Below are 24,957 nucleotides of genomic sequence, written 5' to 3'. Positions count from 1 at the left end.
TTATTTCACTTATGACCCAAAACATTGAATTGAATAAAAGTTCTGATAAATTGAAGACAGCGTATGAAAGCGCTGTCTTTTTCTAATTCAATCAAAGGGGATTAACGATTATGTGGAAAAAATTATCGACAGTCTTATTAGCGAGTTCTTTGGCATTAAGTTTAGCTGCGTGTTCGTCGGAAGGAAATGAAAGCGCTTCATCTAACTATCCGGAAAAACCAATCACAATCGTGGCACCTTCTGGAGCTGGCGGTGGATGGGATTTAACAGCCCGCTCCATTGCAAAAACTATGAATGAAACGAAATTGGTAGAAGAGTCCATTATGGTTGAAAACAAACCTGGTGGCGGTGGAGCCGTTTACATGGCGGATTTTGCAACGAAAGAAGCAAAAAATGATTATGTCTTGATGGTCAAATCACCTCCTATTTTAATCAACAATAACAAAGCTGAAGGAAACAGTCCTTACGGCTATAAAGATACAAAACCTCTTGCTCAGTTAACACGTGACTACGGCGCAATTGTGGTTCAAAAGGATTCACCTTTCAAATCTTTGAAAGATGTATTAGAAGCTATAAAAGCTGATGCGACAAAAATCACATTAGCAGGTGGATCAGCACCTGGTTCGATGGACCATTTAGTAGGAATTCTACCAGCTTATGAATATGGCATCGATCCTAAATCTGTTAAATATGTTTCGTACGATGGCGGTGGTGAAGCTGTTGCGGCATTACTAGGTAACAATGCAGATGTTATTGCAACTGACGCTTCTACGATTTCTGAGTATGTAAAATCAGGTGACGTCCGCGTATTGGCAGTAAGTTCTAGCGAACGACTTGAAGGTACCCTTAGTGAAGTGCCTACATTCAAAGAAGAAGGCATTGATGCTGAATTCACGATCTGGCGCGGACTATTCGGACCGAAAGACATGTCCGATGCAGCTTATGACTACTGGACTGCGAAGTTAGATGAATTGGTGGAGACGGATGAATGGAAAGCTGAACTTGAGCGTAACGGATGGCAAAGTGAATACCGAAACGCTGAAGATTTTGCAACTTATTTAGAAGATCAAGATAAAGTAATCGTTGAATTATTAACAGCTTTAGAGATGCAAAAATAATAAATGACGGCGACGGCAGTAGCGGTCGCCTTTTTCTTTAGGAGGTGTGAAAGATAATGAGTAAAACGTTCGATCGATTTGCAAGTATCGCCTTTTTACTGATTGGTCTTTTATTTGTCATTGAAAGTCGCTCGATTTCACAAAGTGCGTATGGTTCCTCTGTTGGACCGAATATTTTCCCGACGGCGCTTGGAATCATCCTGATTTTATTAAGCATTCGCTTACTTTTTGAAACGACAAAATATGAACATGGCGAAAAAATAAAAGAGTCCATTCAATATGTTAAGTTCCTCATTATTTTTATCAGTGCAATTTTATACGCTACCATTTTAGAGCCACTTGGGTATGTCATATCGACGTTCCTATTCTTGCTAATTGCATTTCAAACAATGGAACGTGGGAAATGGATTAGCACCATTGTTATCGCCAGTGCATTTTCATTTGGCGTTTATTACTTTTTTGCAGAGTTTCTTGGCGGATCGTTGCCCGGATTCCCTCAGTTTTAACGTGAAAGGAGTTTTGGCATGAGTACTTTAGATTTTTTATTTAATGGGTTTGCTGTCGCGTTCCAGTGGCAAAATATTTTATTTGCATTTGTTGGCGTATTGATTGGTACAGCAGTCGGCGTTTTGCCTGGTATTGGACCGATGAGTGGTGTCGCGCTTTTGATTCCCGTCACGGCGACATTGACTTCTGGTATGCCTACTGAGGCTGCTGCTGCCAGTTCAATTATTTTACTTGCAGGTGTTTATTACGGAGCGATGTATGGAGGTTCCACAACGTCCATTCTATTAAATACACCTGGTGAATCTTCATCCGTTGTCACCACTTTGGATGGCTATCAAATGGCTAAACAAGGCCGGGCGGGTGCTGCACTGTCAATTGCAGCAATCGGTTCATTCACAGCTGGAATCGTTTCATTGATTGGTTTGGTTTTATTGGCTGAACCGTTATCAAACGTCGCCTTGAAGTTTGGTCCTGCGGAATACTTCTCTCTAATGCTGCTTGGACTTTGTGCAGTGAGTGGATTAGCTGGCAAATCGATGACCAAAGCATTGATGATGACCGTATTTGGTTTACTCTTGGCTACTATTGGAATTGATGCCGTTTCAGGCATTGCCCGTTTTACATACGATTTACCGATTTTGTATTCTGGCCTTGAATTTTTGACGATTGCCGTTGGTTTATTTGCTTTAGGTGAAGTATTCAAAACGGTTCTTGAGCGGGATAAAGAAGATGGTGCCATCGCGAAGATTGAAAGAATTTTACCGACAAAACAAGATTTAAAAGATAGTGCAAAACCAATTGTCCGCGGTTCTTTATTGGGCTTCTTCATTGGAGTTTTGCCTGGAGCAGGTGCCACGCTGGCTTCTTTCTTTTCTTACGTAGCTGAAAGAAAGTTCAGCAAACATCCGGAGAAATTCGGGAAAGGTGCAATTGAAGGTGTTGCAGGACCTGAATCCGCAAACAATGCGGCATCAGGCGGTGCGATGATTCCATTATTAACCTTAGGTATTCCTGGTTCCGGTACGACCGCTATCCTGATGGGTGCACTGATCATGTACAACATTCAGCCAGGTCCATTATTGTTTGACGATCACCCAGAAGTAGCTTGGGGGTTAATTGCGAGTATGTTTATCGGAAACTTAATGTTATTGGTTTTGAATATGCCACTTGTGAAAGTGTTTGCGAAAATCATTCAAACACCTAAAAAGTATTTGCTTCCGATCATTATCGCCATTTCCTTCTTTGGCGTCTACGCCGTACAATACACAACGTTCGACTTATACTTGTTACTTGCCTGTGGCGTACTAGGTTACTTCTTGGCGAAAAACGATTATCCATTGGCACCACTTGTATTGGCGCTTGTATTGGGCCCAATGATTGAAAACAATATGCGTCGCGCGTTAACGATTTCAAATGGTGATTTCTCGATTTTTGTATCTAAACCACTCTCACTAGTATTCATTCTTGCAGCAGTCGCATGGCTCGTCGTTCCACTGATTATGAAACTTAAAGGCCGTAATGTGATCATAAATGAAGAAGAATAAGAGTTGGGGCTGAGCGTTCTTTAACGCTCAGTTTTTTTATTCCTTTTTGATGTTGATTTGTTCTCTCCCACCCACTTTACCCAAATTAAAAGATTGGCAGGAACCGCCACCTCGCTTTCCGTGGGCTTGGCTTCAGCCACCTTCGGGGGTGTCTTCAGCTCAAGCTATTCCCACAGGAGTCTTCGTGGTGGTTCCTGCCTTACATTGATTACAGTATGTGGCTGTCATGTGCCAATACCATTTATGATGACTCTCTATCACTAAGTGGTAAACCCAGGGTTCATAGCCTTTTTGAAAGAATTAGCAGAAACCGCTACTTTGCTTTCCATGGGCTTGGCTTCAGCCATCTACGGGGGGCTTCAGCTCAAGGTATTCCCACAGGAGTCTTCGTGGAGATTCCTGCCTGACATTTATTACGAATATTAGGCTATCATGTGCCAATAAAATGAAAGAATATTATTTACCACTAGTTGACGTGTTTAAGAAGAGCATCAACAATGGGTTCATGGCACATCAAAAAGGCTGCCAGTTCCCCGGCAGCCCCATTTGTCTCACGCAATTATTCTGTTTTGTCTTTTTGGAAATTCAAGTCCCACGTATAGCCAAATTGATCTTGCACTTTAGCGTATTTGGCTCCCCAGAATGTTTCCTGAAGTTCCATGACTGCCTTGCCGCCTTCTAATAATGCTTTGTATAGACTATTTACTTCTTCATCGCTTTCACATTCGATCATCAAGGCGACATTCGATGTTCCCGCTTCGCCTGGAGTTGGTGAATCAGCCAACATAAGGTTGAAGGTTCCATCGCTTAAGTGACAATGCATAAGGTAGTCACTAGCTTCTGGTGGATGTGGAAAATCACCATCACTATATTTCATCGTTCCTAAGTTATCCAACGAGAAAGTTGTTTCGTAAAAAGTTGCCGCTTCTTTGGCATTGCCGTAAAAAGTTAAGTAAGGTGTTACGGGTTTCATCTCATGCATCTCCTTCGAAGATAAAATATACTCCTTAATAAGATTCGCCAGATGTCTCGGAATGCCTTTTAAAGTTAATGACTTTTTTCATATTAATCATTATTAAAAGGCTGATATTCCTCAAAATGGCTCCGCTTTCCGCGGCCTTGCGCCAACAAACTCGAAAGAAGCGTTCGAGTGGATTTCGACACATCTGTTTTATCTTAAGGATTTGTTGGAGAGCCACAATTTAACACTACGAAGAAATGTGAGTAGCATCAATCAACTATATTTTATTGGGTGAGCGGATGCTCAGTCTGACTTTTGGCGCATCACGTCTGAAAAAATGGAGCTGACGTGTAAAAAAATGGAGCTGACGTGTGAAAAATAAGGCATCACGTCTGAAAATCATCAATTATCAGGTCTCGTATTGTTCAGCACAACCATAGTAAAGGCTGCGAAGCAAAGCGATCAGCACCAAAGTCGTCACCCCTTATGAAACAGTCCGATCCAACACATTTCACAAATCATCAAACCCATTGTCTTGTACATTAACCTTCACATATTGACGGGACTTTTGCTCAAAAAAGTCCGTTTTGCCTAAGTCCACTTCTTCATATGCTTTAATCCATTTCAGCGGATTTTTGCGATATGCCGGGAAAGGGCGTTCGTATCCAAGCTGAGCACAGCGGACATTTGCATAGAAGCAAATGTATTCTGCCACATCCTCTACGTCCAGACCGTCAATTCGATCTCCGATCACTTCACGTGCCCATTCAACTTCAAGAGATGCCGCTTCTTTAAATATCCTTTGAACTTCATGCGCTCTTTCCGGGGTATCGTATTGAGGGTATTCCCGTAACAGTTCCTGATATATTTTCACGAACAAATCGACATGGATTTGTTCATCCCGGTTGATGTAGTTGATCATAGTGCTCGTACCGACCATTTTTTGATGACGTGCAAGATGATAGAAGAAGGCGAATCCCGAATAGAAAAATAGCCCTTCCAAAATAACATCATATACAATCGCAGTTAACAATGAATCCACATTTGGCTTATCTGAAAAGGCTTCATACCCCTTCATTACAAAATCGTTTCGCTTCGCGAGCACCGGTTCTGTGCGCCAGTAATCAAATACCTTATCCTGTTCCTGTTTCGATACCAAGCTTGATAGCACGTAGGAGTAAGAATGGTTATGAATAACTTCCTGTTGCGCCAAAATAATCATGAGTGCATTCAAACTTGAATCTGTTAAGTAGTCCGCGACTTTCCCTGCGAAATCGGTTTGAATGCTATCGAGCAACGCTAATAAACCGATGATTTTTAAGAACGCTTCACGCTCCGCGTCATTCAATCCACTAAACTGTTTGACGTCCGAACCCATATTGATTTCAAACGGTGTCCAGAAGTTTCCGAGCATCCGTTTATATTTCGGGTATGCCCAACTGAACCGGACATCATCCCAATTCAATATGTTAGATGAAGCCCCATTAACGATGCCAGTCGAACGGTTCGGTGCCTCTTTATCCATGAGCTTTCGTTTTTCAATCGTTGTCATCCATAGTTCCTCCTTAACTTGAGCAAGATTCGCATTCTATCATTTCCACCGAAGTGGAGCGCACATAATAGGTCGTTTTCAAACCACTTGCCCACGCATCTAAATGTAAGTCCAGCAACTCTTTTGCCTTGATGGTATTCTGCACGTACAAATTCAGTGACACCCCTTGGTCGATATGGCGTTGACGTGCGGCGTTCTGCTTTAATGTCCAATGCTGATTAATGAAGTACGCGGACTTATAAAACCAAGTTGTTTCTTGATTCAAATCAGGTACTGTTACCGGAATTTTATAGTCCTTCTTCTCTTCTGAATAGCTTTTCTGGAATATCGGATCAATGCTTGCCGTACTTCCTGCTAAGATCGAAGTAGAAGAATTCGGTGCAATCGCCATCAAATAGCCGTTTCTCATGCCATTCATCGCAATGTCTAAACGCAGTTCACGCCATTTCATGCTGCTGTAGCCTCGATTTGCAAAGTACTCGCCCGTATGGAATTCGGATCCTTTAAACAATGGATATGGTCCTTTTTCACGGGATAAATTCATAGATGTACGGACGGTAAAATAAGCTATCTCTTCGTACAATTCATCGGCAAACTTCACTGCCTCATCCGATTCCCAACGGATTCCTTTCAATGCCAATAAGTGGTGCCAGCCAAACGTACCTAGACCGATTCCACGATATCTTGCATTCGTTCGTTCAGCTTGAGGAACAGGAATCATGTTCAAATCGATGACATTGTCGAGCATCCTCACCTGTATTTCAATCAATCGTTCCAACACGCCAGCCGGAACTGCTTTCCCTAAATTGATGGAAGATAAGTTGCACACGACAAAATCGCCCGGCTTTCGGCGTGTCACAATGACATCGTCTTCTAACGTAATCGATTCAAATTGTGTCGCACTCATATTTTGAAAAATTTCAGTACATAAATTACTGCTGTAAATCATGCCTTCATGCTTATTTGTATTCATACGGTTTACTGCATCACGGTAAAACATAAATGGCACACCGGTCTCCAATTGGCTACGCATGATGCGTTTCATAATATCAATAGCCGGCACAATTTCCTTCGATAACCGCTCGTCCGCTACACATGCTTGATATTTCTCCCGGAATGAACCTCCTCCACGGGTTTCATCGTAGAAATCTTCTAACGAATACCCCATGACCGAGCGTACTTCATGTGGATCAAACAGGGTCCATTCTTCTCGTGCTTCTACTTTCTCCATGAAAATGTCCGGCAGGCATACACCTGTGAAAATATCATGCGCACGCAGCCGCTCATCTCCGTTGTTTAACTTAAGGTCCAAAAATGGCAAGATGTCCTTATGCCAAACATCCAGGTAAACAGCGATTGCTCCTTGTCGTTGACCGAGTTGATCCACGCTGACTGCGGTATTATTCAATTGCTTAATCCATGGCAATACTCCGCTCGATGCCCCTTTAAACCCACGAATTGAAGAACCTCTGCTTCGCACTTTTCCCATGTAAATACCGATTCCCCCGCCATATTTCGAAAGCGTGGCAACATCTGTATTGGAGTCATAAATTCCTTGCAGACTATCGTCAACCGTATCGATAAAGCAGCTCGATAATTGCCCATGTGGTTTCCCTGCATTGGAAAGCGTCGGTGTCGCAACCGTCATATACAAGTTACTCATCGCCCAATAAGCCTCTTTCACTTTTTCCAAACGATTGTCTTTCTCATTTTGCATCAACGTCATGGCAATAATCAGCCAACGTTCCTGAGGCAGTTCAGCGGGTGAATGATCGTAATTTTTTGCTACGTAACGATCCATCAATGTCTTTAATCCGATATATGTAAACAGTCGATCGCGTTCAGGTTCAAGTATTTCGCCTAACTCTTTGATTTCTTCACTTGTATAGGCTTGAAGGAGACTTACATCATATAACCCCTTATCCGTTAAGTCATTGAGGTGTCTATTAAAATACTTATACACATCACGACTTGAACAGTTCCGACTGCTAGCGAGTTCGCTGTAAACTTGTGCCAAGTAAATATGTGCAGCAACAAAAGTCCAGAATGGTTCATCCTCATCTAAATAACTAAGAGACTCTAAGACCATTGCCTGTGACCATAGTGCATCGGTTGCTTGAGGATTTTTCTTCAGCCATTTTTCGTGGGATCGCAACAACGGACCCAACTCATCAACGTTAAACTTCTCCAGCAGTTGATCTATCACTATTTCTTTTTCTGTTAAAACTTTTTGCACCATATGTATGCACCTCTCCAATCTAACAATTTCAGAAACACAAAAAAGCGATGGAACAGCCTCTTCGGCTGAGCCATCGCTCATGATTGAAAGAATGGAAAGGAGTTCAATTGGTTTGCGAGAAAATGGAATTCTGCTCGCTACAAATAGCTCGCTTCCACTCCTCAACCCCCGAAGAAAGTGTTGCTTCGTCGATAAAAAAGGCAGGTCTCCTGGCTCGTGTATTATCCTTCCATACGCCTTCCCATGCGGATGCACAGTGGACTTTGTATGGTCGTTTACACTTACAGTTGCGGGGACAGCTTCGGCATTTACCGAATTCCCTTTTAAACCATTACTGGTACCTCTTTATCGTTTTTACACTATATATTGTGTTTATCATAAAAACAAATCTAACATATAGTATTTTCACTTACAATAGATGAATTTCCTTCAAATTCGTTCAACCCTTATCCACACTAGTTAATTCGCTTAAAAAATAATTTTTGTCCGATTCTTTGGCGATTTGTTCGGCAGCTGCACGTCCACGCGCCGACCAAATATTCATCGACTCGGAATTGCCTCTACACTTTTCTGCCCGGGCAACAGATTCATAAGCAAACGCCAAATCAAAATCGCCAAATCCTTCCGTTTCACACAATTCGACACTGGCAATTCCGTAGAAGTATGCCGCATCGCCATGACCCAGAATGGCATGTACCCGTGACACTTGCCAGTAACCTCTAGCCAAATTAAGCTTCGTACCAACTTGACGCCAATGATAAAGCGAAGCATATGTTTTCTCGAGCATTTGTGAATCTTCATCACCCGTGCGGTCTTTTTTCTCTATCAAATCCCAAGTTTCATTGAATAAGCGAACTGCGATTGACCGGTGATCGATTGTTATGGTCTCAGTCATTTTATAGCTCCTCTTTTCTCTAAAGCCTTTTGTTTTTAATCTCTAACGCTTCATTTCACTTATATTCGACAAAAATAGTATGCTTCCTGCAAAATTCAAGGTTCAACTTAACTCTATTCGCGGTTTTTGCAGGTCTATTCGCGAAACGGGAGCCTCTATTCGCGTTTCAGACTAATGACGTTTTTCTTTTTACTCTCGTTCCAAAAAGAAGGTGGTCGGCTATTTCTTTCGCTTTCCGCGGACGAAACGCCAGCCTCCTCGGATCAGCTGTCAATGACAGCTGATCCTGTGGGGTCTAGCTTGTTCCGTTTTTCCGCAGGAGTCTTCAGAAATAGCCGACCACTTTCCTATTTAAATATTTTGAAGTGAAACGCTAGCAGAAGAGTTTTCTGTTGATTGGAGTGGAGGCGGCGAAAACAAGACTGCTCCTGCGGTTACTCGTCGCAAAGATATTGGCCATTCGACCAATATCTTTTCAGCGGGAACAGCGCGAGCTGAAGGCCCCGCAAGAACGAAGTGATGAGGAGACTGAGGCCGTGCCCGCGAAACGCGTCCGCCGCAAAGGAAATCAACAATTTTCGTGACTAATATGTGGTTATATTCACTCAATTAAATGTTTGTCACAACAAAAAAACGGTCTCAAAAAGAGACCGTTTCAGAATCAACTATAAAATAATAATCACGAACAACACTGCCGCTAAAACCAAGCGATAAATCGCAAATGGTGTTAACTTCACACGTCCAATCAACTTCAGGAAGAACTTAATAGAAATCAATGCGAATACGAAGGCACTGATAAATCCAACGATATAAAATGAAGTATCATTTGGATCAATATCTTTCCAGTTTTTCAACAGCGACAAGAAGCTCGCGCCGAACATGATTGGAACTGCCATGATGAATGTAAAATCAGCAGCTGTACGGTGACTCATTCCGAACAATACACCACCGGAAATGGTTGCACCTGAACGTGAAAACCCTGGCCATAAAGATAAACATTGAACAAGCCCTACAGTAAATGCCTGCTTATACGTAATCTGATCCAGCGTTTGTGTTTTTGGTTTTTTCGGACCGAATTTATCAGCTACAATCATTAAAATTGCACCGACAACCAAACCGATTAATACCGTCTCAACACGGAATAAATGTTCATCTATATAGTCTTCAAACAATACGCCAAGTACACCCGCTGGAATTAATCCAACAAGAACATGAGTCAATTTCAACTGTGAACCTGGAGTGGTGTCTTTCATTTTATAAAGACCAACCAAGCTGAACAACCGTTTCCAGAACACGACGATTACCGCCATAATCGAGCCAAGCTGTATAAAAATCTTAAACGAATTGGCCGAATATTTCCCTAGAAACTCAGAAGTTCTTAACCACATATCATCCACAATAATCAAATGTCCGGTAGAAGAAACAGGAGCGAACTCCGTCATCCCTTCCACAAACCCCAATATTAACGCTTTCAGTAAATCAAATAGTTCCATAATATCTCCTTATGCTCTTCTTTTTCTGAATCGTAAATACCACCAAATAATGGCTAGCCCAGCAAGGACAATTAATACGTACACAATATTTGAATATACGTCCATTACACCAACGATTGATTCCCAGTTATCGCCCACTGCCGCTCCGACCGATACTAAAATCGTATTCCAAATAAGTGTTCCTATTGTCGTAAATAACAAAAATAGTCCAAACTTCATGTTCGACATCCCGGCAGGAATCGAAATTAAGCTGCGAATCAATGGAATCAAGCGGCAAAACAAGACTGTCCAAATGCCATATTTATCGAACCATTTATCTGCTTTATGAATATCTTTCTTCGTCAAGCGCAGCACGCGTCCCCAACGATCCACGATTTTTTCCAACCGTTCAACGTCCAACAATAAACCAATCCCGTAAAGAATGACGGCACCTGCAACAGAACCCGCAGTTGAAACTAAAATAACTCCAATTGGCGTCATTGATGTTTGAGTTGTCATATAACCACCGAACGTCAAAATTACTTCTGACGGTATCGGAGGGAAAATATTTTCAAGCATAATCAGTAAAAATATGCCTATGTAACCGTACTGGCTCATAATGTCAGTAATCCAATTTTCCATGTCCAGCCTCCAAGCAAACTATTTTATCTCCATCTTCTATCGTAACAAGATTAATGGGCTTTTCCCAATGTTAATTTCATGACAACGTAATTTTAATCGACCAAAGCTCCGAACGGGAACCCAATCGAAGCGGTGGACCCCAAAATCCAAAGCCTGAAGACACAAAAGCATGCAACAGACCTTTAAGTTTATACCCATAATCAAGCTCGAACAAACGACTTGTGAATAAATGATTCGGCCACATCTGCCCCCGGTGCGTATGCCCAGATACATGCACATCAACCCCAAGTTTAGCCGGCGTATTCAAATCAAAAGGAGTATGGTCCATTACAAACCATGGAAGTTCGTCCAACTCTGGCTTCAAACTCTCCAAAGACTGTCGCTTTCCATTCGTCGCGTCTTCCCTGCCCGTTACATAGAACGCATTTTCCACACAAATGGTTTCGTCTAACAACATGCGGACGCCCGCTTCCCTCATTTCCTCTACAAGAAGTGGAATTTTCCCTCCGTAATACTCATGATTTCCGACAACCCCATAAACACCATATGTTGTCTTCAACTGCCTCATCACTTCAGACATGCCGTCCTTCACAAACCAAATCGGATCATCATCCACCAAATCCCCTGCCAGCAACACCAAATCCGGCTGTTCTTTGTTGGCCAAATTCACAAACCGCTGCAAGTGCTTTTTGTTGGAAAGAAGACCTAAGTGGAAGTCAGAAGCGAGTACCAACTTTAACTCGCGCAAGGAACCAGAATCCTTGTTGATATGTATGGTTTTATGGCGAACAACTGGTGAAAAGGCCATATATGTACCTGCGATGAAAATGATAAGAAATAAAACCGCCACTACGTTTCCTGTCATAAAAATCGTTTGCTCCGAAGGTCGGACAAAATAAGTAAGGGTTGCCAAAGGAAATAAAATCAAGCCGTACTGCATCACAATAAACCAGTACGACCCGATCATACTGAAATGCTTCAGTGAATGACTGAACTTGCCGATGATGTAGCCAAAAGCACAGACAAACCACAGAAAGCCGAACAACACAGGATGAATCGATAATTCCCATGTCTGAAGCCATTGATAGGTGCTATAACCAAAGTAAAATACGAGTAATGTATAAATTGCTAGAATAAGAGTGCCTATGCTGATACGTTTCATTTTGCTAATTCACCTTTACATCTTGTCTTCGGTCATACCGAATCGTAAATGCCACTTTCACTTCAGATTTTGCTGGAACCGGCACAAAGATTTGTATATCGTCATCTTTCCGTTTCCATGTATGTGTTGATTCGACCACATTAAATATGCCATAACTTGTGCTGTGGTTGATAATTAGTTCAATTGGCTGGTCCTTTTGATTGCGAATCAAGTAAACGACTTCCTCGTATTCGTAGCCGTCTTTCTTGTATTCAGCCACAACATCACTTTCCACTGTGACATCAAAAGCTTCCCCTGATTTAATACGAACCAGTTCCCCTACAGCCGTATGCGGGATGAAATCTTCCCCGATAAATTCAGAGGATCCATCGTTCGGATTTTCTTTGTACAATTTGAATCTTCCTCGTGGCAGTGGGAAGCCAAGACCATTTGCCGCATCATTTCGGAACGTAAAGTACACGGTTGGATGATTACTGTACGCGTCCACTTCGTACACCGTATGGGACTTGATTTGATAAGCAGAAAAAAGCTGAACTTGCTTTTGCTGACGATTAGCCAGCGTCAGTCTTTCAGGCAGCGTATATAAGTAATACTCACCAAATGCTTGACGTTCAGGTTCCATCTCAGACACATTCTGCTCAAAAGCAATCGTTTTTTGCCTGAGCATTGGTGCTCGACTCACCGTACCCGCCATTAGTTTTACTTTTACTTCGTCAAACGTCATGCCCGAGTTGTTCGTCATCGTGACCCATCCCGTCAGGTCAAAATCATTCTCCCTGATTTGGGCCACATAGTCCGCATCCCAGCTAAGTCCTCGTGTTAAATACGTAACGCGTACATCTTCTGCTGTCTGTTCTTTAAATCGCCAGACGAGTGTAGGTTTTAACATCACTTCTTCTGGACCATCCGGTAACCGTATTTCGCCTTCTGCATCGAGCACAATTTCTCTTGTCACCATATCTGCCAGAACCAGACCGTTTTGGACATCTAATAAAAGATACGTCTTTTCCTCGCCTGTTTTTTTGTTGACGAGCCTGATTTCATGCCCGACATACTTTTCCAGCAGCTTCAATCTATCGACCAAATCATATTCATACGTAAGCTCGGTGACTTTGAGACCTTTTACCTGCACGGAATTAGACTCAATGCGTTCTGGCACGTCCGTATAATAAACGATGTGATCGTCTGAAAGTGGAGGAATGGAACGGATTTCTTGAACTAACGCAAATCCATCATTGTAAATTGTCAGCGCCAAGTCTTTCCTCAGGCTACTCGGGATGTTGGTCGGCATATGCGGCACCTCCTCGTTGTTTTTTCGAAAGTATATCATGATATGCATTGAATCTTGTTACGATACGTTGTCTTTAAAGCAAGGAGATTCCTCTCTCAGGATGCCTGAATATCCGTACGATGAGCTTGATAAAATAGGTGAATTTTAAAAAAGCGACAGAAAAACTCCTGCCGCTTACTCTACATTTACTAGTCGCCAAGTGGCAGACCAGTTTTTTTGCTTAAGTCTGTCAAAATAAATTTGTGATCCATTAAAAAAAGGCGTGGGACATATTTTCATGGTTAATAAATCTGTGACGCCATATGGAGCACATAAACGAAGTTCCCCTTTTTCATCCAACGATATGCCAATAGCAGTTGCTGTCTCTGGAAACTTTAACATCCCATCCATTGAGGATGTATAGGGTTCTGCCTTGTTCAACTTATGCATCCTTGCTTGGTTTTTAACAGACCACGGAATGGTAGGGTCTAATTTCATTAATTCTTTTTCATAGAATTTTTCAATGTATTCGTCGGTATTTTTAGAATCAAAATAGATGACATCTACATCAGGAAGTATCGTTTTTTCAGAGAATCCATGTAATTCATCCCAAACTTTTGCCCTAATTAAGCCAGCACATATCCACCAATCAGGCAACCCGAGTGTTGCTGCTTGTCGAATCACCTTCATCATCCAACCGTCAATAGAAATGACTTTTACAATATCTTGTTCATTTGATAATTTCATCTTGCCCCTCTTTTATCACCGTTCTTTGGTCTCACATATGGTCTAAGCTACAATCCCATTTTCTTCGCAACAATCACTTTCATGATTTCATTGCTACCGGCATAAATCGCAGAGACAGGAATATCACGGTAGCGACGGGCAATTTTATATTCCTCCATATAGCCGTATCCCCCGTGCAACTGCAGGCATTCCCCGGAAATTTTCTTGGCCGTATCCGTCAGCCAATACTTCGCCATCGACACTTTTGAGACAATGTCTTTCCCGGCCATATGATCTTCAATCAACGATTCAAGGAATGAGTGCCCCAGTTCGACTTCCGTGCTCATCTCCACTAACTTAAATTGTGTATTTTGGAACGCCCCGATTGGCTTGCCGAATGCTTTGCGGGACTTCACATAATCGAGCGTCATCTCGACCATATCTTCAGAAGCGGTTTGAGCGGAAATAGCTACCATTAGTCGTTCTTGTTGCAGCTTTTCCATTAAATAAGTAAAGCCTTTTCCTTCTTCGCCCAGCATATTCTTAGCTGGCACCCGACAATCTTCAAAGTACAATTCTGCTGTATCCTGCGCGTGCATGCCGACTTTATTCAGTTTGCGTCCACGTGTAAATCCTGCCATGCCTTCTTCAATCACGAGCAAACTGATTCCCCGGTGCTTCGGCTCAATTTGCGTATCGGTTTTCACAACGACCACAACAAGATTCGCATTGATGCCATTCGTAATAAAGGTTTTAGAACCATTCACGATATAAGAATCACCATCACGAACCGCCGTTATTTGAATTGCTGCGAGATCAGATCCCGCTCCTGGTTCTGTCATGGCAATGGCCGTGATATGTTCGCCTGTTACACAACCAGGTAGCCAGCGGGATTTCTGTTCTTCATTTCCGTAAGCTTCTATATAAGGAACCACAATATCATTGTGCAGTCCAACACCCGTCAAGCTCGCACCAACTCGTTCCAATTCTTCACCGATAATGACCGCATACCTGAAGTCTACTTCCAGTCCGCCATATTGTTCTTCCACTTGCGGACTCAAATAACCCATTTCCCCAAGCTTGCGCCAAAACGATTTAGGAATCATACGGTCTTCTTCCCACTGCTCGTAATGTGGAGCAGCTTCTTTTTCCATGAACTTGCGAAGGGACTTACGGAACATCACGTGCTCATCTGTCTCAAAACGGTATTTCCCCATTATGATTCCTCCTTATTTTGGTTGCATGCGAATGGCACCGTCTAAACGGATGACTTCGCCGTTAAGCATTGGATTGATTAAAATGCTTTCTACTAATTGCGCATATTCACTCGGTTTTCCTAGACGATTCGGGAAAGGCACAGAACTTGCCAAGGACGCTCGTGCTGGTTCCGGCAACCCTTTGAACAACGGCGTTTCGATTAATCCAGGGGCAATCGCCATCACACGAATGCCGTCTCTAGCAAACTCACGGGCAATCGGTAACGTCATGCCAACGACACCGCCTTTAGATGCACTGTATGCCACTTGGCCGATTTGCCCTTCAAAAGCTGCGACGGACGCGGTATTAATAATAACCCCACGTTCCCCTTCTTCATTTGGTTCATTTTGTTGCATCGCATGAGCCGCAACGCGTAATACGTTAAACGTACCGATCAAATTCACTTGAATGACTTGTTCGAAACGTTCCAGTGCAAGCGGTCCTTTTTGCGAGACTACTTTGCCTGGTGTCGCAATCCCAGCACAGCTAATTAATGTATTCACTTTCTCATAATGAGCAATTACTTCTGCTACTTGTTGTTCTACTTGCTGTGCATCCGTTACATTCGTTTGAAAGTACACTACATTTTCATGACCCAATTCTTCAACCAACGCACTCCCGCGTTGTTCATTCAAGTCAAAAATGGCGACTTTCCCACCTTGAGCGACCAGTCTTCGCGTGGTAGCTTCTCCAAGTCCAGATGCACCACCGGTTACGATAGCAATGACTTCTGCAATTTTCATGAACGTTCCTCCGATTCTGGCAATCTCTCAATAATAGTTGCGTTCGCCATGCCCATTCCTTCACAAATCGCTAGAAGTCCATATCGACCATTTGTGCGTTCCAACTCATGTAGCAAAGTGACAAGTAGTTTCGTTCCTGAAGCACCAAGTGGATGACCAAGTGCAATGGCACCACCATTGACATTCAACTTATCCGGGTCCGCTCCTGTATCTTTTAACCAGGCAAGCGGCACAGGAGCAAACGCTTCATTTACTTCGTAAACATCCATGTCTTCAATGGTTAAATTCGCTTTTTCTAATACTTTTTGTGTTGCGGAAATCGGCCCCGTCAGCATAAGCGTTGGGTCAGATCCAACAACAACGCGTGTATGAATTCGTGCACGTGGTTTCAAACCTAATTGCTGGGCTTTTTCAAGCGACATCAACAGTACAGCTGATGCCCCGTCACTCATCTGACTCGCATTGCCGGCCGTAATTCGTCCGTTTTCATCAAACACCGTTTTTAATCCGCCCAGTGTTTCAAGTGTAGTTCCTGCTCTTGGACCTTCATCAATAGAGAACAACTCCGTTGAACCGACTTCATTCGTCACTTCAATTGGCACAATTTCTTTTTCGAATCGGCCTTCTGCAATCGCCTGAAATGCACGTTCATGACTTTGAACTGAAAATGCATCCAACTGTTCCCGCGATAAATTCCATTTTTCCGCAATTCGTTCGGCCGACAATCCTTGATTGATGATTTCGTATTGCTCCGTTAACTTCTTGCTCGGCTTGGCATCTCCCATATTTGAAAACATCGGCACGCGTGTCATGCTTTCAACACCACCCGCAATGACGATGTCCATATCGCCGGAAGCGATTGCCTGTGCAGCAAAATGGACCGCTTGCTGGCTAGAACCACATTGACGATCAATCGTTGTGCCAGGCACCTTTGTAGGAAAGCCAGCAATCAATCCTGCTGTTCGGGCAATATTTCCCCCTTGCTCACCAGCCTGTGAGACACAACCTAATATGATATCCTCTACGTCCCCTTTATCAATTCCGGCACGTTCGATTAATTTTTCTAAAACAATTGCGGCCAATTCATCCGGTCGTGTTAGGGCAAACTTCCCTTTTCTCCGACCAACTGCAGTACGTATACCTTCTATTATCACGACTTCTTTCATCGTTACACCTCTTTAATCGGAATTGAATGAATATTCACTCACTATTATTTTACATAACTATCCTTAAATTTTCTACTCTATTCTTAGAACCTTCTACGTCTCTGGTCTTAGTAAAAAATGCATTCCAAGCCCGTTTGGTGAATTACGTTCAGTTGGTACGATTAACTTACAATTTGAAAGGAGAGACAAACACATGAAAAAATTTGGATTAATCTTAGTTGGCGTAATTGCAGGAATTGTGGCACTGGTCAATTTGGGACCACTTTTAGGTCTTGCATTATCTGCACTGCTTGTGTTCGCAGGTATGCATTTCTATTTAAAAGGAGGATCAAAACTGGCTAAAATTTCTTGGATTGCCGTTGGACTGATTGGATTACTGACAGCTGTAGCAAATGTGCCCGGTTTCTTCGGAATTCTGGCGATTGTCGGTTTATGGTATGTCATTCGTGAATGGAAACAACAACCGATTGCTTTCCCTACGCAACTGACTGCAGCATCTTCAGACCCGTTTATTAATTTTGAAAAACAGTGGAACGAACTAAACAAATAGGAGGCAATACACATGACAACATTATGGAAACGATTCAAACATGCATTTGAAGCAGATCTTCACAACGTGTTTGACAAAAAAGAACAGAAAAATCCCATCGCTATGTTAAATCAATACATTCGTGAAGCAGAAAAACAAACGGAACAAACAGGGAAATGGATTGAGCGCCAAGCGCAACTTAAAGTTCAACTTGAAAAAGAACTGCAAGAAGCAATAGACATGTTGGCTAAACGCTCCTCACAACTGGAGCTAGCCCGCCATACAAATGAAGGTGAATTAATTGATTTTGCCCAAGCAGAAGTTACAGCCTATACGAACCGTAAAGACGTATTACAAGCTAGCATATCTCGCACAACTGAGGAGTTATTTGGGCTTGAACAAAAGTTTGAAGAAATGAAACACAAACTGAAAGATATGAAAGTTCGCCAACTACAGCTGATGGGCAAAGAAAATGTCACTCGTGCCCATCACCAAATGGATCGAGTCCTTCAACCGGAAGCATCAAAAAACGGTGAAAAAAGATTATTGGCCTTTGATGAAATGGAACAATACATTGAACGACTAGGTCAACGCATTGAAAAACAACATGATTTATCATCCATGGAACGCAGACTAGACATGCTAGAAAAAAATGCACAACCGCAACAAGAAATTGTGTAATATTAATAGCAAAGCACTTTTCTAATGCTGTTCATTAAAAAGTCTCTTGATTGCGCTTGAAGCTAAACAATAAAAGGACAGGAGAAGGCACTTGTCTTCTCCTGTTAAATAGTATTTAGGTCGACCGCGGTTCTCGTCTAACGAGAAATCCGATACGAAAAAGGAGGAATAGCTTTGCAACGATTTTCAACTGAGCGAATTACATTTTGGCTATTGGCTGCCTTGCTACTTATATTTATTGAAGCGATGTTCTTCCATAATGGAAGCGTGTTATTCGTTCTTTTTGGTATCGGATTGGTATATATCAGTCTTCGCAGAAAAAGCCGCTTGTTTTTCTGGAGCGGCATCGCGTTCTTAGGCATCGCCTTACTTTCCATGTGGAGCTTGCGCCTGTTAATCGCAGCTACAATGGTCTATATTTTAGTGCGACTTTGGAAAGGCGATGAAACACATCAGGTCATTGAACCTTTTCTCGGTGACTTAGAAACACCCAATGCCATCATTCAAAATAAACTCTTTTCTGTTCAAACTACACCATTTCATGCATATGAATGGCAAGATGTGCACGTTCAAGGAATTTACGGAAACATCACAATAGATACGACTCAAACGGTGTTGCCAAAAGGAACCTCGTTTGTATCCGTTCGCCAGGGAATCGGGAAAATCAGTGTGATTGTTCCTTATGAAATCCCTGTTCGAATCCATTACACAACGTTACTTGGAGATGCACGGCTTTTTGGTGCCAGTAAAAAACGTTTGTGGAATCAATCGATTGTCCTTCAAAATGGTTATGCAGAAGCTCAAGGTAGTGCCACTTCCGAACTCGTCATCGCAGTATCGACGTGGCTTGGGGATGTTGAGGTGATTCGCAAATGAGTGGATTCATCGGACGTACTTTCCTATTATTCACGATTCTCACTGCTTTCGTCATGGGGTTGTTAACGTATCTTTTAGGATCGCCTTCATACGAAACTTGGTTCCCTCTTTGGTCAGAAGAAGGAGATTTGCCAATAGCGATTTGGATCGCCATTTTGCTACTCAGCATTAGTATGGGGGCTGCTATTTCCAGCACGACTCTGGCGAGAAAAAGAGAGCGAGCGGTCGACAACTATTTGCAGGCAGTCACAAATACCGAACAACAAAATGATGGCATGGCAGTTCCAAAAGTTTCGTCGAAGTTACATAAAACTTTGGGTGATGTGACGACGCTCATTGCTACACAAAAAAGAAGTTTGCAGCGAATGTCAGACGAACGTGCAGAAGGTGAAGATAAGCGAATTCAAGAACGCATTATTCAGGAACGTCAGCGATTAGCACGGGAACTTCACGATTCTGTGTCGCAGCAGTTATTCGCTGCCTCCATGTTGCTATCAGCAATCACGGAACAGCAGGAAAATGACGTGCCGAAACCATTGGCTCAAGCTGAAAAAATGGTTCAGCAAGCACAACTTGAAATGCGTGCCTTACTTCTCCACTTACGTCCTGCAGCGCTTCATAATAAATCACTGGCTCAAGGTCTTGAAGAATTACTGTTTGAATTGCAACAAAAAGTACACTTCACCATCCGCTTCCGATTGGAGGATATCTCTCTTTCCAAAGGTGCAGAAGACCATTTATTCCGCATTGCACAAGAAACGCTTTCCAATACATTGCGCCATGCAAATGCCAGTGAAGTCGACATTCTATTCGTGGAACGAGATGGCCTCGCCATTTTCCGTGTACAGGATAATGGCATCGGATTTATGAGTGATGAAGGAAAAACAGGTTCTTACGGGTTGCATCATATACAAGAACGGGCAGTTGAAATGGGTGGCACCAGCAAAGTGGTTTCCGTCCCATCACAAGGAACGATCGTGGAAGTAAAAGTACCGGTTGAGAAAGGATTGGAAATAGATGATTCGAATCGTACTCGTTGATGATCATGAAATGGTCCGGATAGGCGTGTCCGCGTACTTACAAGCACAGCCAGATATGGACGTGATCGGAGAAGCCGTCAACGGCAAGGACGCTGTTGATCTTGTATTATCACTGCGTCCGGATATCGTTCTGATGGATATGGTGATGCCCATTATGAATGGTGCAGAAGCCACGAAAGAAATTATTGCCAAATGGCCACAAGCAAAAATCATGATTGTCACAAGTTTCCTTGATGATGATAAAGTGTACCCAGCCCTTGAAGCAGGTGCTGTCAGTTATGTACTGAAAACATCTAATGCGAAACAAATCGCAAGTGCGATTCGCGATACATTGTCTGGTCAAGCTGTTTTGGAGCCAGAAGTCACGAACAAAATGATGAAACGGATGCGCCAAGGACAAACTCGTCCGCTTCACGACGAATTGACTGACCGCGAACACGAAATCCTATTGTTAATGGCGAAAGGTCGTAGCAACCAGGACATTGCCGATGAATTGTTCATTGCATTGAAGACCGTTAAAACTCATGTCAGCAACATTCTATCCAAGCTTGAGGTGCAAGATCGCACACAAGCCGTTGTATATGCGTTTCAACAAGATTTAGTGCCTAAAACATAAAACAACCTTCCAGGTGGAGGTTGTTTTTTATTTATATGAGTGTTGATTTCTCAATTTTTATATATCTATAACTTGTTAAAAAATGTTAATAATTTGACTTTCGTTAAATTTTGTACAACCTGGAAGGCGAAACTGTCTACCTGGAGGAGCAATCTGTCTACCTGGATCTGCGTTTTGTCTACCTAGCTCACAAAACTGTCAACCTGGACATAGTAGCTCACATTTTCTACGCGGACCTTCCAATTTCCGCACATCATGAACGTGCAAAAAAGTGGCTTTGACATGTTTTCTGTCAAAGCCACCCATTCTTTGCTTTCATTACTCTGATATAGCAGTCACTTTATTCAATGCAAAAATTATGCCAGCGTGAATCCCTTCATGCCATATAGCAAATTGAATCACTGCCTCAACCGTTGCCATGTCGTGAAATTTCCCTATCGACATAACATCGGGCATTTGTTGATCTAGTTTACCTGTCAGGAATTCTTTGACCCGTGCCGGTTGTGCTGCCAAAGCAGTCAGTAATTCTTCGTTTGTTGGAGGGGCAACTGTCCAATCAGATGGTTTTGTGCCTGGCGCGAACAAAGACATCCATTCAGGATGAGCAACCTCGTATTCAGGTACTCCACGATGGATTAAACTCTCCATCGATACAAAAATATGACCGACGTTCCATCGGATTGTATTGTGAAACCCTTCCGGTTGGATATCCCATTGTTCATCTTTTACAGATTGCAATCGCCCTTGCGTATAAATTCTCGCAAAGTTTAATTGACCTAATGTCTCCATGTCATTACCCCTTATCGATACGTGATAAATTAAGGGTAGCTGAATCTATTAAAAAAAGAAACAGAAAAATCAAAAATATGGTTTATATTCTGCCTCAATCTATATCTTCATTCAAACGCCACGTTATGACGGGCTGAATCTTGATTTGTCCATGTAATGACTGTTCCAGGGGCTACGGTAATGCTTTCTTCACTAAATGCATAATCCGCAATATCGAGTGCGACTTCCCCGAAATTTGATGAGCCTACTTCCACAATCACTTTCATCTTCATCACAGGATGAGGTTCACAGTAAACAGCAAACTCTCCAACTTCATTAAAGATAAAGCTAGTCATCTCCCCTTTTGATAACAAGGGAGATGCTTCTCCACTTGCCGCTTCCGCTGCATCAATCATAGGCTGTTCCTCAGAAACCCCTTCTTCTTCAACAACTTCTTTCGCTTGTTCTACAGACATGTCTACCGTCTCTTCAATTGGCTCATTTTCCAAAGGTTTTGCTTCCTCTTCCCCACATGCCGCTAACACTAGCAGACCACCTACTAATAATAGACTCATCTTAAAGTTCATAATAATCCCTTCCTCTCCTAATTCTTTCTTAGCTAACGAAAGGAAGGTTCAATTAGTTTTATATGCTTGGAAATAGTTTCTTACTGATTCACGTTTTTCACCCTAAAACATTGTGTTATGAAAAATTCTAAATGGGGCTGCCGATGAAACCGGCAGCCTTTGCTGTTGGCATACGGCTTTTTTTCAGACGTGGACGCAGATTTTTCAGACGTCAATGCCTTTTTTCAGACGTCGATCTCCATTATTCAGACGTCAACTCCAAAAAGTCAGACTGAGCAACCGCTCAGGTCATATCCCACAGAAAAGAGCCTGCAGCGAGTAGCGAAACGGCTCCCATTTGGTAATTAAAGATTTTATGGTTTTTGTTTTCGCTGCGCTACTGTTGGAAGAAGTGATGTCTCGAGATTTTTTCATGTTTTCAGACGTGAACGCAGATTTTTCACACGTCGATGCCGTTTTTTCAGACGTCGAGCTCCATTTCTCAGACGTCAACTCCATAAAGTCAGAATGAGCAACCGCTCAGGGCACATCCCACAGAAAAGAGCCTGCAGCGAGTAGCGAAACGGCTCCCATTTGGGGTTTAAAGATTTTATGGTTTTGTTTTCGCTGCGCTGCTGTTTTGAAAAATTGATGTCTCGAGATTTTTTCGTGTTTTCAGACGTGGATGCAGATTCTTCACACGTCGATGCCGTTTTTTCAGACGTCATCTCTCCTTTTTCAGACGTCAACGGGTAAAAGTCAGACTGAGCCATCATTCATCGATAAATCTATTTTATTTCACACAAAAAAGTAGCAACTCCATCAAATGGGAGTTGCTACTTTTAAGATCTTATTATGGTCTAAATGGATCGTCTTTTGGTTTCGTGCTATTCCAACTGTCGTGAGCATCTTTGTTGAATGATGATCCTTCATTTGGTGGAGTTTCATCGTATGGATGAACTTCGTCCGGTGAAGGTGTGTTGAAGCCTTCATCAACTGGTCTCACAGAGTTAGTTGGATTCACTTCGTCTACATGTGCATTGAATCCACGTAAACTTTGCTCTTTTTCTTGTTCAGGTTTAAAAGATTCTTTCAAAGATTCTTTAATCGATTCTTTTTCAGCTTTATAGTTTTCTTTCGACACTTCAGCATTTTGTAAACTCTTTTCCATCTTGCTTAAATATCGAGAAGCATGTTCGCGTCCGCCTAAACCGAATGCTAGACCGAATGCAAATGCTACGCCACCTAAGATAAGGATAAACGCTGAGTTAATAATTGAAGCTGCAATGCCTAGTTGATCTAATGCCATAAAGAATGCGAATGCAAGAATTGCATATTTCGCAACATAACGTAATACATGTGGTGTACCTGAAGAATGGCTCATTACACTGCCTACTAATTGTTCTGCCATATTTGCTAACCAGAAACCAACTGCAAGAATGATGATAGCAGCAATAACTGATGGCAAGTAAGCAAAAATGCCTGTTGCTAGTGTAACCATAAATTCAAGTTCAAGTAATTGTAGCGCTTCTACAACAAACAATAAAATGATAATAACTTGTACGACTGTACCTAATAGTGAAGCGAAAGATGGAGCTGATCCAGCACCTGATTTGAAGCCCATTTTACCGAAAATTGAATTGACACCCAACTTCTCAAGTAATGAGACAACAATATCTTTCACCCATTTAGCTGCAACAATCCCTACTAAGATAAGGATGATCGCAATTGCGATTTTAGGCAACATAGCTAAAATGTCATTCAACATACCTACTGCAGGACTAGAAATTCCATCTAAATCTAAAATTTCAAGTGCAGTAATCGATACTGGAATCATAATCAGAATAAACGCGATAATTCCTACAACTTTTGAAAGGCTTGTCCCTTCAAAGAAAGAAGAAATGTTCAAGCGGTCTGCTAAGCGGTCTGCTCCTGCAGATTGTAAAAACTTCTCTAGTAAGTTGCGTACCAGTTTCGCTACAAACCAACCGATGAAGAAGACTAAGGCTGCAGATACTAATTTAGGAATGAAGTTAAAGAAGCTTGAAAGCATCCCTTCAAACGGTCCACTTAGTCCATCAATTCCAAGAGCGTTTAATACTGCTGGAATGAATAACAAGAAAATTAGATAATACGCAACGTTAGCTGCTGTATCTGTCCATTTTGCTTGATCGGCAGGATTTGCATCCATACCTGTCTTCGAAACATATTTATTCAAGTTCAGCTTGTTGCCAGCCATTTGGATGACTTTTTTAACAACCGTAGCTAACACCCAAGCAAACAGTAAAATTAAACCTGCTTTCAAAATGTTAAGGAAAGCACCCGTTAAGCCTGAATACATGGAAACAAAAGGCATTGCCATAGAATTCAAGTTTAAGATATTAAAGAATAGTACAAATGCAAGAATCAACACGACGAAGAAGACTACTTTACTGATAATCTTTTCGACTGTCCACTTTTCGTTTTTGTTACCTAATCGTTCATTAACACGTGCTTTACGTAACATTTTGTACGTAAGATTTTCCAGGAACTTTGCCACAAAAAATCCGATTAATAATACCAACAAAGCTAGCAAAAGTTCTGGTAAAAATGAGAGCGTGTCTCTCCAATAGTACTGATCCATCATA

Annotated in this window: 23 protein-coding genes and 1 riboswitch; of the genes, 8 read left to right on the top strand and 15 right to left on the bottom strand. The window is 42.2% G+C overall.

Features of this window, described 5'->3' with window-relative positions; genetic code table 11:
- Nucleotides 1-110: 110 nt before the first annotated feature.
- Genes ACQKEV_RS02735 through ACQKEV_RS02725 form a run of 3 tightly spaced genes read left to right on the top strand, consistent with a single transcriptional unit; the run spans nt 111 to nt 3,169 of the window.
- The gene (locus ACQKEV_RS02735; RefSeq protein WP_427443131.1) at nt 111-1,118 is read left to right on the top strand and encodes a tripartite tricarboxylate transporter substrate binding protein; all 1,008 of its coding nucleotides are present in this window, start codon (nt 111-113) and stop codon (nt 1,116-1,118) included.
- Nucleotides 1,119-1,174: 56 nt separating this feature from the next.
- Nucleotides 1,175-1,624: a tripartite tricarboxylate transporter TctB family protein gene (locus tag ACQKEV_RS02730; protein ID WP_427443129.1), complete on the top strand. Its 450-nt coding sequence runs from the start codon at nt 1,175-1,177 to the stop codon at nt 1,622-1,624.
- Nucleotides 1,625-1,642: 18 nt separating this feature from the next.
- Complete coding sequence (locus ACQKEV_RS02725) at nt 1,643-3,169, top strand: tripartite tricarboxylate transporter permease (RefSeq protein ID WP_427443128.1); 1,527 nt, start codon at nt 1,643-1,645, stop codon at nt 3,167-3,169.
- Between the two features lie 559 nt (nt 3,170-3,728).
- On the opposite strand, the gene ACQKEV_RS02720 is transcribed toward ACQKEV_RS02725, so the two are convergent.
- From ACQKEV_RS02720 to ACQKEV_RS02665, 12 genes are all read right to left on the bottom strand, one after another.
- Nucleotides 3,729-4,142, bottom strand: a complete 414-nt coding sequence (locus ACQKEV_RS02720) for a VOC family protein (RefSeq protein WP_427443126.1) — start codon at nt 4,140-4,142, stop codon at nt 3,729-3,731.
- 499 nt (nt 4,143-4,641) lie between these two features.
- Nucleotides 4,642-5,682, bottom strand: coding sequence for a ribonucleotide-diphosphate reductase subunit beta (locus tag ACQKEV_RS02715; RefSeq protein ID WP_427443124.1), 1,041 nt, complete (start codon nt 5,680-5,682; stop codon nt 4,642-4,644).
- Nucleotides 5,683-5,695: 13 nt separating this feature from the next.
- The gene (locus ACQKEV_RS02710; protein WP_427443122.1) at nt 5,696-7,921 is read right to left on the bottom strand and encodes a ribonucleoside-diphosphate reductase subunit alpha; all 2,226 of its coding nucleotides are present in this window, start codon (nt 7,919-7,921) and stop codon (nt 5,696-5,698) included.
- Between the two features lie 182 nt (nt 7,922-8,103).
- Nucleotides 8,104-8,280: riboswitch (cobalamin riboswitch) on the bottom strand.
- Between the two features lie 80 nt (nt 8,281-8,360).
- Entirely contained in the window at nt 8,361-8,816 is a 456-nt protein-coding gene (locus ACQKEV_RS02705; RefSeq protein ID WP_427443121.1) for a hypothetical protein, read from the bottom strand.
- A 665-nt stretch (nt 8,817-9,481) separates the two neighbouring features.
- Complete coding sequence (locus ACQKEV_RS02700) at nt 9,482-10,309, bottom strand: undecaprenyl-diphosphate phosphatase (RefSeq protein ID WP_427443119.1); 828 nt, start codon at nt 10,307-10,309, stop codon at nt 9,482-9,484.
- A gap of 9 nt (nt 10,310-10,318) precedes the next feature.
- Nucleotides 10,319-10,930: a DedA family protein gene (locus ACQKEV_RS02695; RefSeq protein WP_427443117.1), complete on the bottom strand. Its 612-nt coding sequence runs from the start codon at nt 10,928-10,930 to the stop codon at nt 10,319-10,321.
- A gap of 76 nt (nt 10,931-11,006) precedes the next feature.
- Entirely contained in the window at nt 11,007-12,092 is a 1,086-nt protein-coding gene (locus ACQKEV_RS02690) for a metallophosphoesterase (RefSeq protein WP_427443115.1), read from the bottom strand.
- A 4-nt stretch (nt 12,093-12,096) separates the two neighbouring features.
- Nucleotides 12,097-13,383 (bottom strand): DUF4139 domain-containing protein, encoded by a 1,287-nt coding sequence (locus ACQKEV_RS02685; RefSeq protein WP_427443113.1) that lies wholly within the window; start codon nt 13,381-13,383, stop codon nt 12,097-12,099.
- 174 nt (nt 13,384-13,557) lie between these two features.
- A complete protein-coding gene (locus tag ACQKEV_RS02680) occupies nt 13,558-14,109 on the bottom strand; it encodes a nucleotidyltransferase family protein (protein WP_427443111.1) in 552 nt (183 codons plus the stop codon).
- Between the two features lie 47 nt (nt 14,110-14,156).
- Nucleotides 14,157-15,305 carry an acyl-CoA dehydrogenase family protein gene (locus ACQKEV_RS02675; RefSeq protein WP_427443109.1) on the bottom strand — a complete coding sequence of 383 codons (1,149 nt, stop codon included), beginning with the start codon at nt 15,303-15,305 and terminating at the stop codon, nt 14,157-14,159.
- A 12-nt stretch (nt 15,306-15,317) separates the two neighbouring features.
- A complete protein-coding gene (locus ACQKEV_RS02670) occupies nt 15,318-16,088 on the bottom strand; it encodes a 3-hydroxyacyl-CoA dehydrogenase (protein ID WP_427443107.1) in 771 nt (256 codons plus the stop codon).
- A complete protein-coding gene (locus ACQKEV_RS02665; protein ID WP_427443105.1) occupies nt 16,085-17,254 on the bottom strand; it encodes a thiolase family protein in 1,170 nt (389 codons plus the stop codon). The genes ACQKEV_RS02670 and ACQKEV_RS02665 overlap by 4 nt, the downstream gene beginning before the upstream one ends.
- 193 nt (nt 17,255-17,447) lie before the next feature.
- Between ACQKEV_RS02665 and ACQKEV_RS02660 the strand changes: the two genes are divergently transcribed.
- The 5 genes from ACQKEV_RS02660 to ACQKEV_RS02640 all read left to right on the top strand — a co-directional run bounded on the left by ACQKEV_RS02660 (nt 17,448) and on the right by ACQKEV_RS02640 (nt 20,996).
- Complete coding sequence (locus ACQKEV_RS02660) at nt 17,448-17,804, top strand: ABC transporter permease (protein WP_427443103.1); 357 nt, start codon at nt 17,448-17,450, stop codon at nt 17,802-17,804.
- A 12-nt stretch (nt 17,805-17,816) separates the two neighbouring features.
- Nucleotides 17,817-18,464, top strand: a complete 648-nt coding sequence (locus ACQKEV_RS02655) for a PspA/IM30 family protein (protein ID WP_427443101.1) — start codon at nt 17,817-17,819, stop codon at nt 18,462-18,464.
- Between the two features lie 174 nt (nt 18,465-18,638).
- Nucleotides 18,639-19,340, top strand: coding sequence for a cell wall-active antibiotics response protein LiaF (gene liaF / locus ACQKEV_RS02650; RefSeq protein ID WP_427443099.1), 702 nt, complete (start codon nt 18,639-18,641; stop codon nt 19,338-19,340).
- Nucleotides 19,337-20,380 carry a sensor histidine kinase gene (locus ACQKEV_RS02645; protein ID WP_427443097.1) on the top strand — a complete coding sequence of 348 codons (1,044 nt, stop codon included), beginning with the start codon at nt 19,337-19,339 and terminating at the stop codon, nt 20,378-20,380. The genes liaF and ACQKEV_RS02645 overlap by 4 nt, the downstream gene beginning before the upstream one ends.
- On the top strand, nt 20,358-20,996 hold the full coding sequence (locus tag ACQKEV_RS02640) for a response regulator (protein WP_427443095.1): 639 nt from the start codon (nt 20,358-20,360) through the stop codon (nt 20,994-20,996). The genes ACQKEV_RS02645 and ACQKEV_RS02640 overlap by 23 nt, the downstream gene beginning before the upstream one ends.
- 318 nt (nt 20,997-21,314) lie before the next feature.
- Here ACQKEV_RS02640 and ACQKEV_RS02635 read toward each other — a convergent pair whose 3' ends face one another.
- The 3 genes from ACQKEV_RS02635 to ACQKEV_RS02625 all read right to left on the bottom strand — a co-directional run bounded on the left by ACQKEV_RS02635 (nt 21,315) and on the right by ACQKEV_RS02625 (nt 24,956).
- Nucleotides 21,315-21,785, bottom strand: a complete 471-nt coding sequence (locus ACQKEV_RS02635; protein WP_427443093.1) for a DinB family protein — start codon at nt 21,783-21,785, stop codon at nt 21,315-21,317.
- Between the two features lie 107 nt (nt 21,786-21,892).
- Entirely contained in the window at nt 21,893-22,351 is a 459-nt protein-coding gene (locus ACQKEV_RS02630; RefSeq protein WP_427443091.1) for a plastocyanin/azurin family copper-binding protein, read from the bottom strand.
- Between the two features lie 832 nt (nt 22,352-23,183).
- Nucleotides 23,184-24,956 carry a mechanosensitive ion channel gene (locus ACQKEV_RS02625; protein WP_427443089.1) on the bottom strand — a complete coding sequence of 591 codons (1,773 nt, stop codon included), beginning with the start codon at nt 24,954-24,956 and terminating at the stop codon, nt 23,184-23,186.
- Between the last annotated feature and the right edge of the window lies 1 nt (nt 24,957).

This window comes from Paenisporosarcina sp. NPDC076907, from assembly GCF_050269735.1.
GTDB lineage: Bacteria > Bacillota > Bacilli > Bacillales_A > Planococcaceae > Paenisporosarcina.
The sequence above is the reverse complement of the archived record's forward strand: the minus strand, read 5'-3'. Positions and strand labels throughout refer to the sequence as shown.

What these genes read in the sequence shown, in the direction of transcription:
- ACQKEV_RS02690 (WP_427443115.1), bottom strand. Translation starts at nt 12,092, where the DNA reads ATGAAACGTATCAGCATAGGCACTCTTATTCTAGCAATTTATACATTA.
- ACQKEV_RS02715 (WP_427443124.1), bottom strand. Translation starts at nt 5,682, where the DNA reads ATGACAACGATTGAAAAACGAAAGCTCATGGATAAAGAGGCACCGAAC.
- ACQKEV_RS02625 (WP_427443089.1), bottom strand. Translation starts at nt 24,956, where the DNA reads ATGATGGATCAGTACTATTGGAGAGACACGCTCTCATTTTTACCAGAA.
- ACQKEV_RS02685 (WP_427443113.1), bottom strand. Translation starts at nt 13,383, where the DNA reads ATGCCGACCAACATCCCGAGTAGCCTGAGGAAAGACTTGGCGCTGACA.
- ACQKEV_RS02710 (WP_427443122.1), bottom strand. Translation starts at nt 7,921, where the DNA reads ATGGTGCAAAAAGTTTTAACAGAAAAAGAAATAGTGATAGATCAACTG.
- ACQKEV_RS02735 (WP_427443131.1), top strand. Translation starts at nt 111, where the DNA reads ATGTGGAAAAAATTATCGACAGTCTTATTAGCGAGTTCTTTGGCATTA.
- ACQKEV_RS02705 (WP_427443121.1), bottom strand. Translation starts at nt 8,816, where the DNA reads ATGACTGAGACCATAACAATCGATCACCGGTCAATCGCAGTTCGCTTA.
- ACQKEV_RS02730 (WP_427443129.1), top strand. Translation starts at nt 1,175, where the DNA reads ATGAGTAAAACGTTCGATCGATTTGCAAGTATCGCCTTTTTACTGATT.
- ACQKEV_RS02700 (WP_427443119.1), bottom strand. Translation starts at nt 10,309, where the DNA reads ATGGAACTATTTGATTTACTGAAAGCGTTAATATTGGGGTTTGTGGAA.
- ACQKEV_RS02635 (WP_427443093.1), bottom strand. Translation starts at nt 21,785, where the DNA reads ATGGAGACATTAGGTCAATTAAACTTTGCGAGAATTTATACGCAAGGG.
- ACQKEV_RS02675 (WP_427443109.1), bottom strand. Translation starts at nt 15,305, where the DNA reads ATGGGGAAATACCGTTTTGAGACAGATGAGCACGTGATGTTCCGTAAG.
- ACQKEV_RS02695 (WP_427443117.1), bottom strand. Translation starts at nt 10,930, where the DNA reads ATGGAAAATTGGATTACTGACATTATGAGCCAGTACGGTTACATAGGC.
- ACQKEV_RS02665 (WP_427443105.1), bottom strand. Translation starts at nt 17,254, where the DNA reads ATGAAAGAAGTCGTGATAATAGAAGGTATACGTACTGCAGTTGGTCGG.
- ACQKEV_RS02660 (WP_427443103.1), top strand. Translation starts at nt 17,448, where the DNA reads ATGAAAAAATTTGGATTAATCTTAGTTGGCGTAATTGCAGGAATTGTG.
- ACQKEV_RS02630 (WP_427443091.1), bottom strand. Translation starts at nt 22,351, where the DNA reads ATGAACTTTAAGATGAGTCTATTATTAGTAGGTGGTCTGCTAGTGTTA.
- ACQKEV_RS02645 (WP_427443097.1), top strand. Translation starts at nt 19,337, where the DNA reads ATGAGTGGATTCATCGGACGTACTTTCCTATTATTCACGATTCTCACT.
- ACQKEV_RS02720 (WP_427443126.1), bottom strand. Translation starts at nt 4,142, where the DNA reads ATGAAACCCGTAACACCTTACTTAACTTTTTACGGCAATGCCAAAGAA.
- ACQKEV_RS02670 (WP_427443107.1), bottom strand. Translation starts at nt 16,088, where the DNA reads ATGAAAATTGCAGAAGTCATTGCTATCGTAACCGGTGGTGCATCTGGA.
- ACQKEV_RS02680 (WP_427443111.1), bottom strand. Translation starts at nt 14,109, where the DNA reads ATGAAATTATCAAATGAACAAGATATTGTAAAAGTCATTTCTATTGAC.
- ACQKEV_RS02640 (WP_427443095.1), top strand. Translation starts at nt 20,358, where the DNA reads ATGATTCGAATCGTACTCGTTGATGATCATGAAATGGTCCGGATAGGC.
- ACQKEV_RS02655 (WP_427443101.1), top strand. Translation starts at nt 17,817, where the DNA reads ATGACAACATTATGGAAACGATTCAAACATGCATTTGAAGCAGATCTT.
- ACQKEV_RS02725 (WP_427443128.1), top strand. Translation starts at nt 1,643, where the DNA reads ATGAGTACTTTAGATTTTTTATTTAATGGGTTTGCTGTCGCGTTCCAG.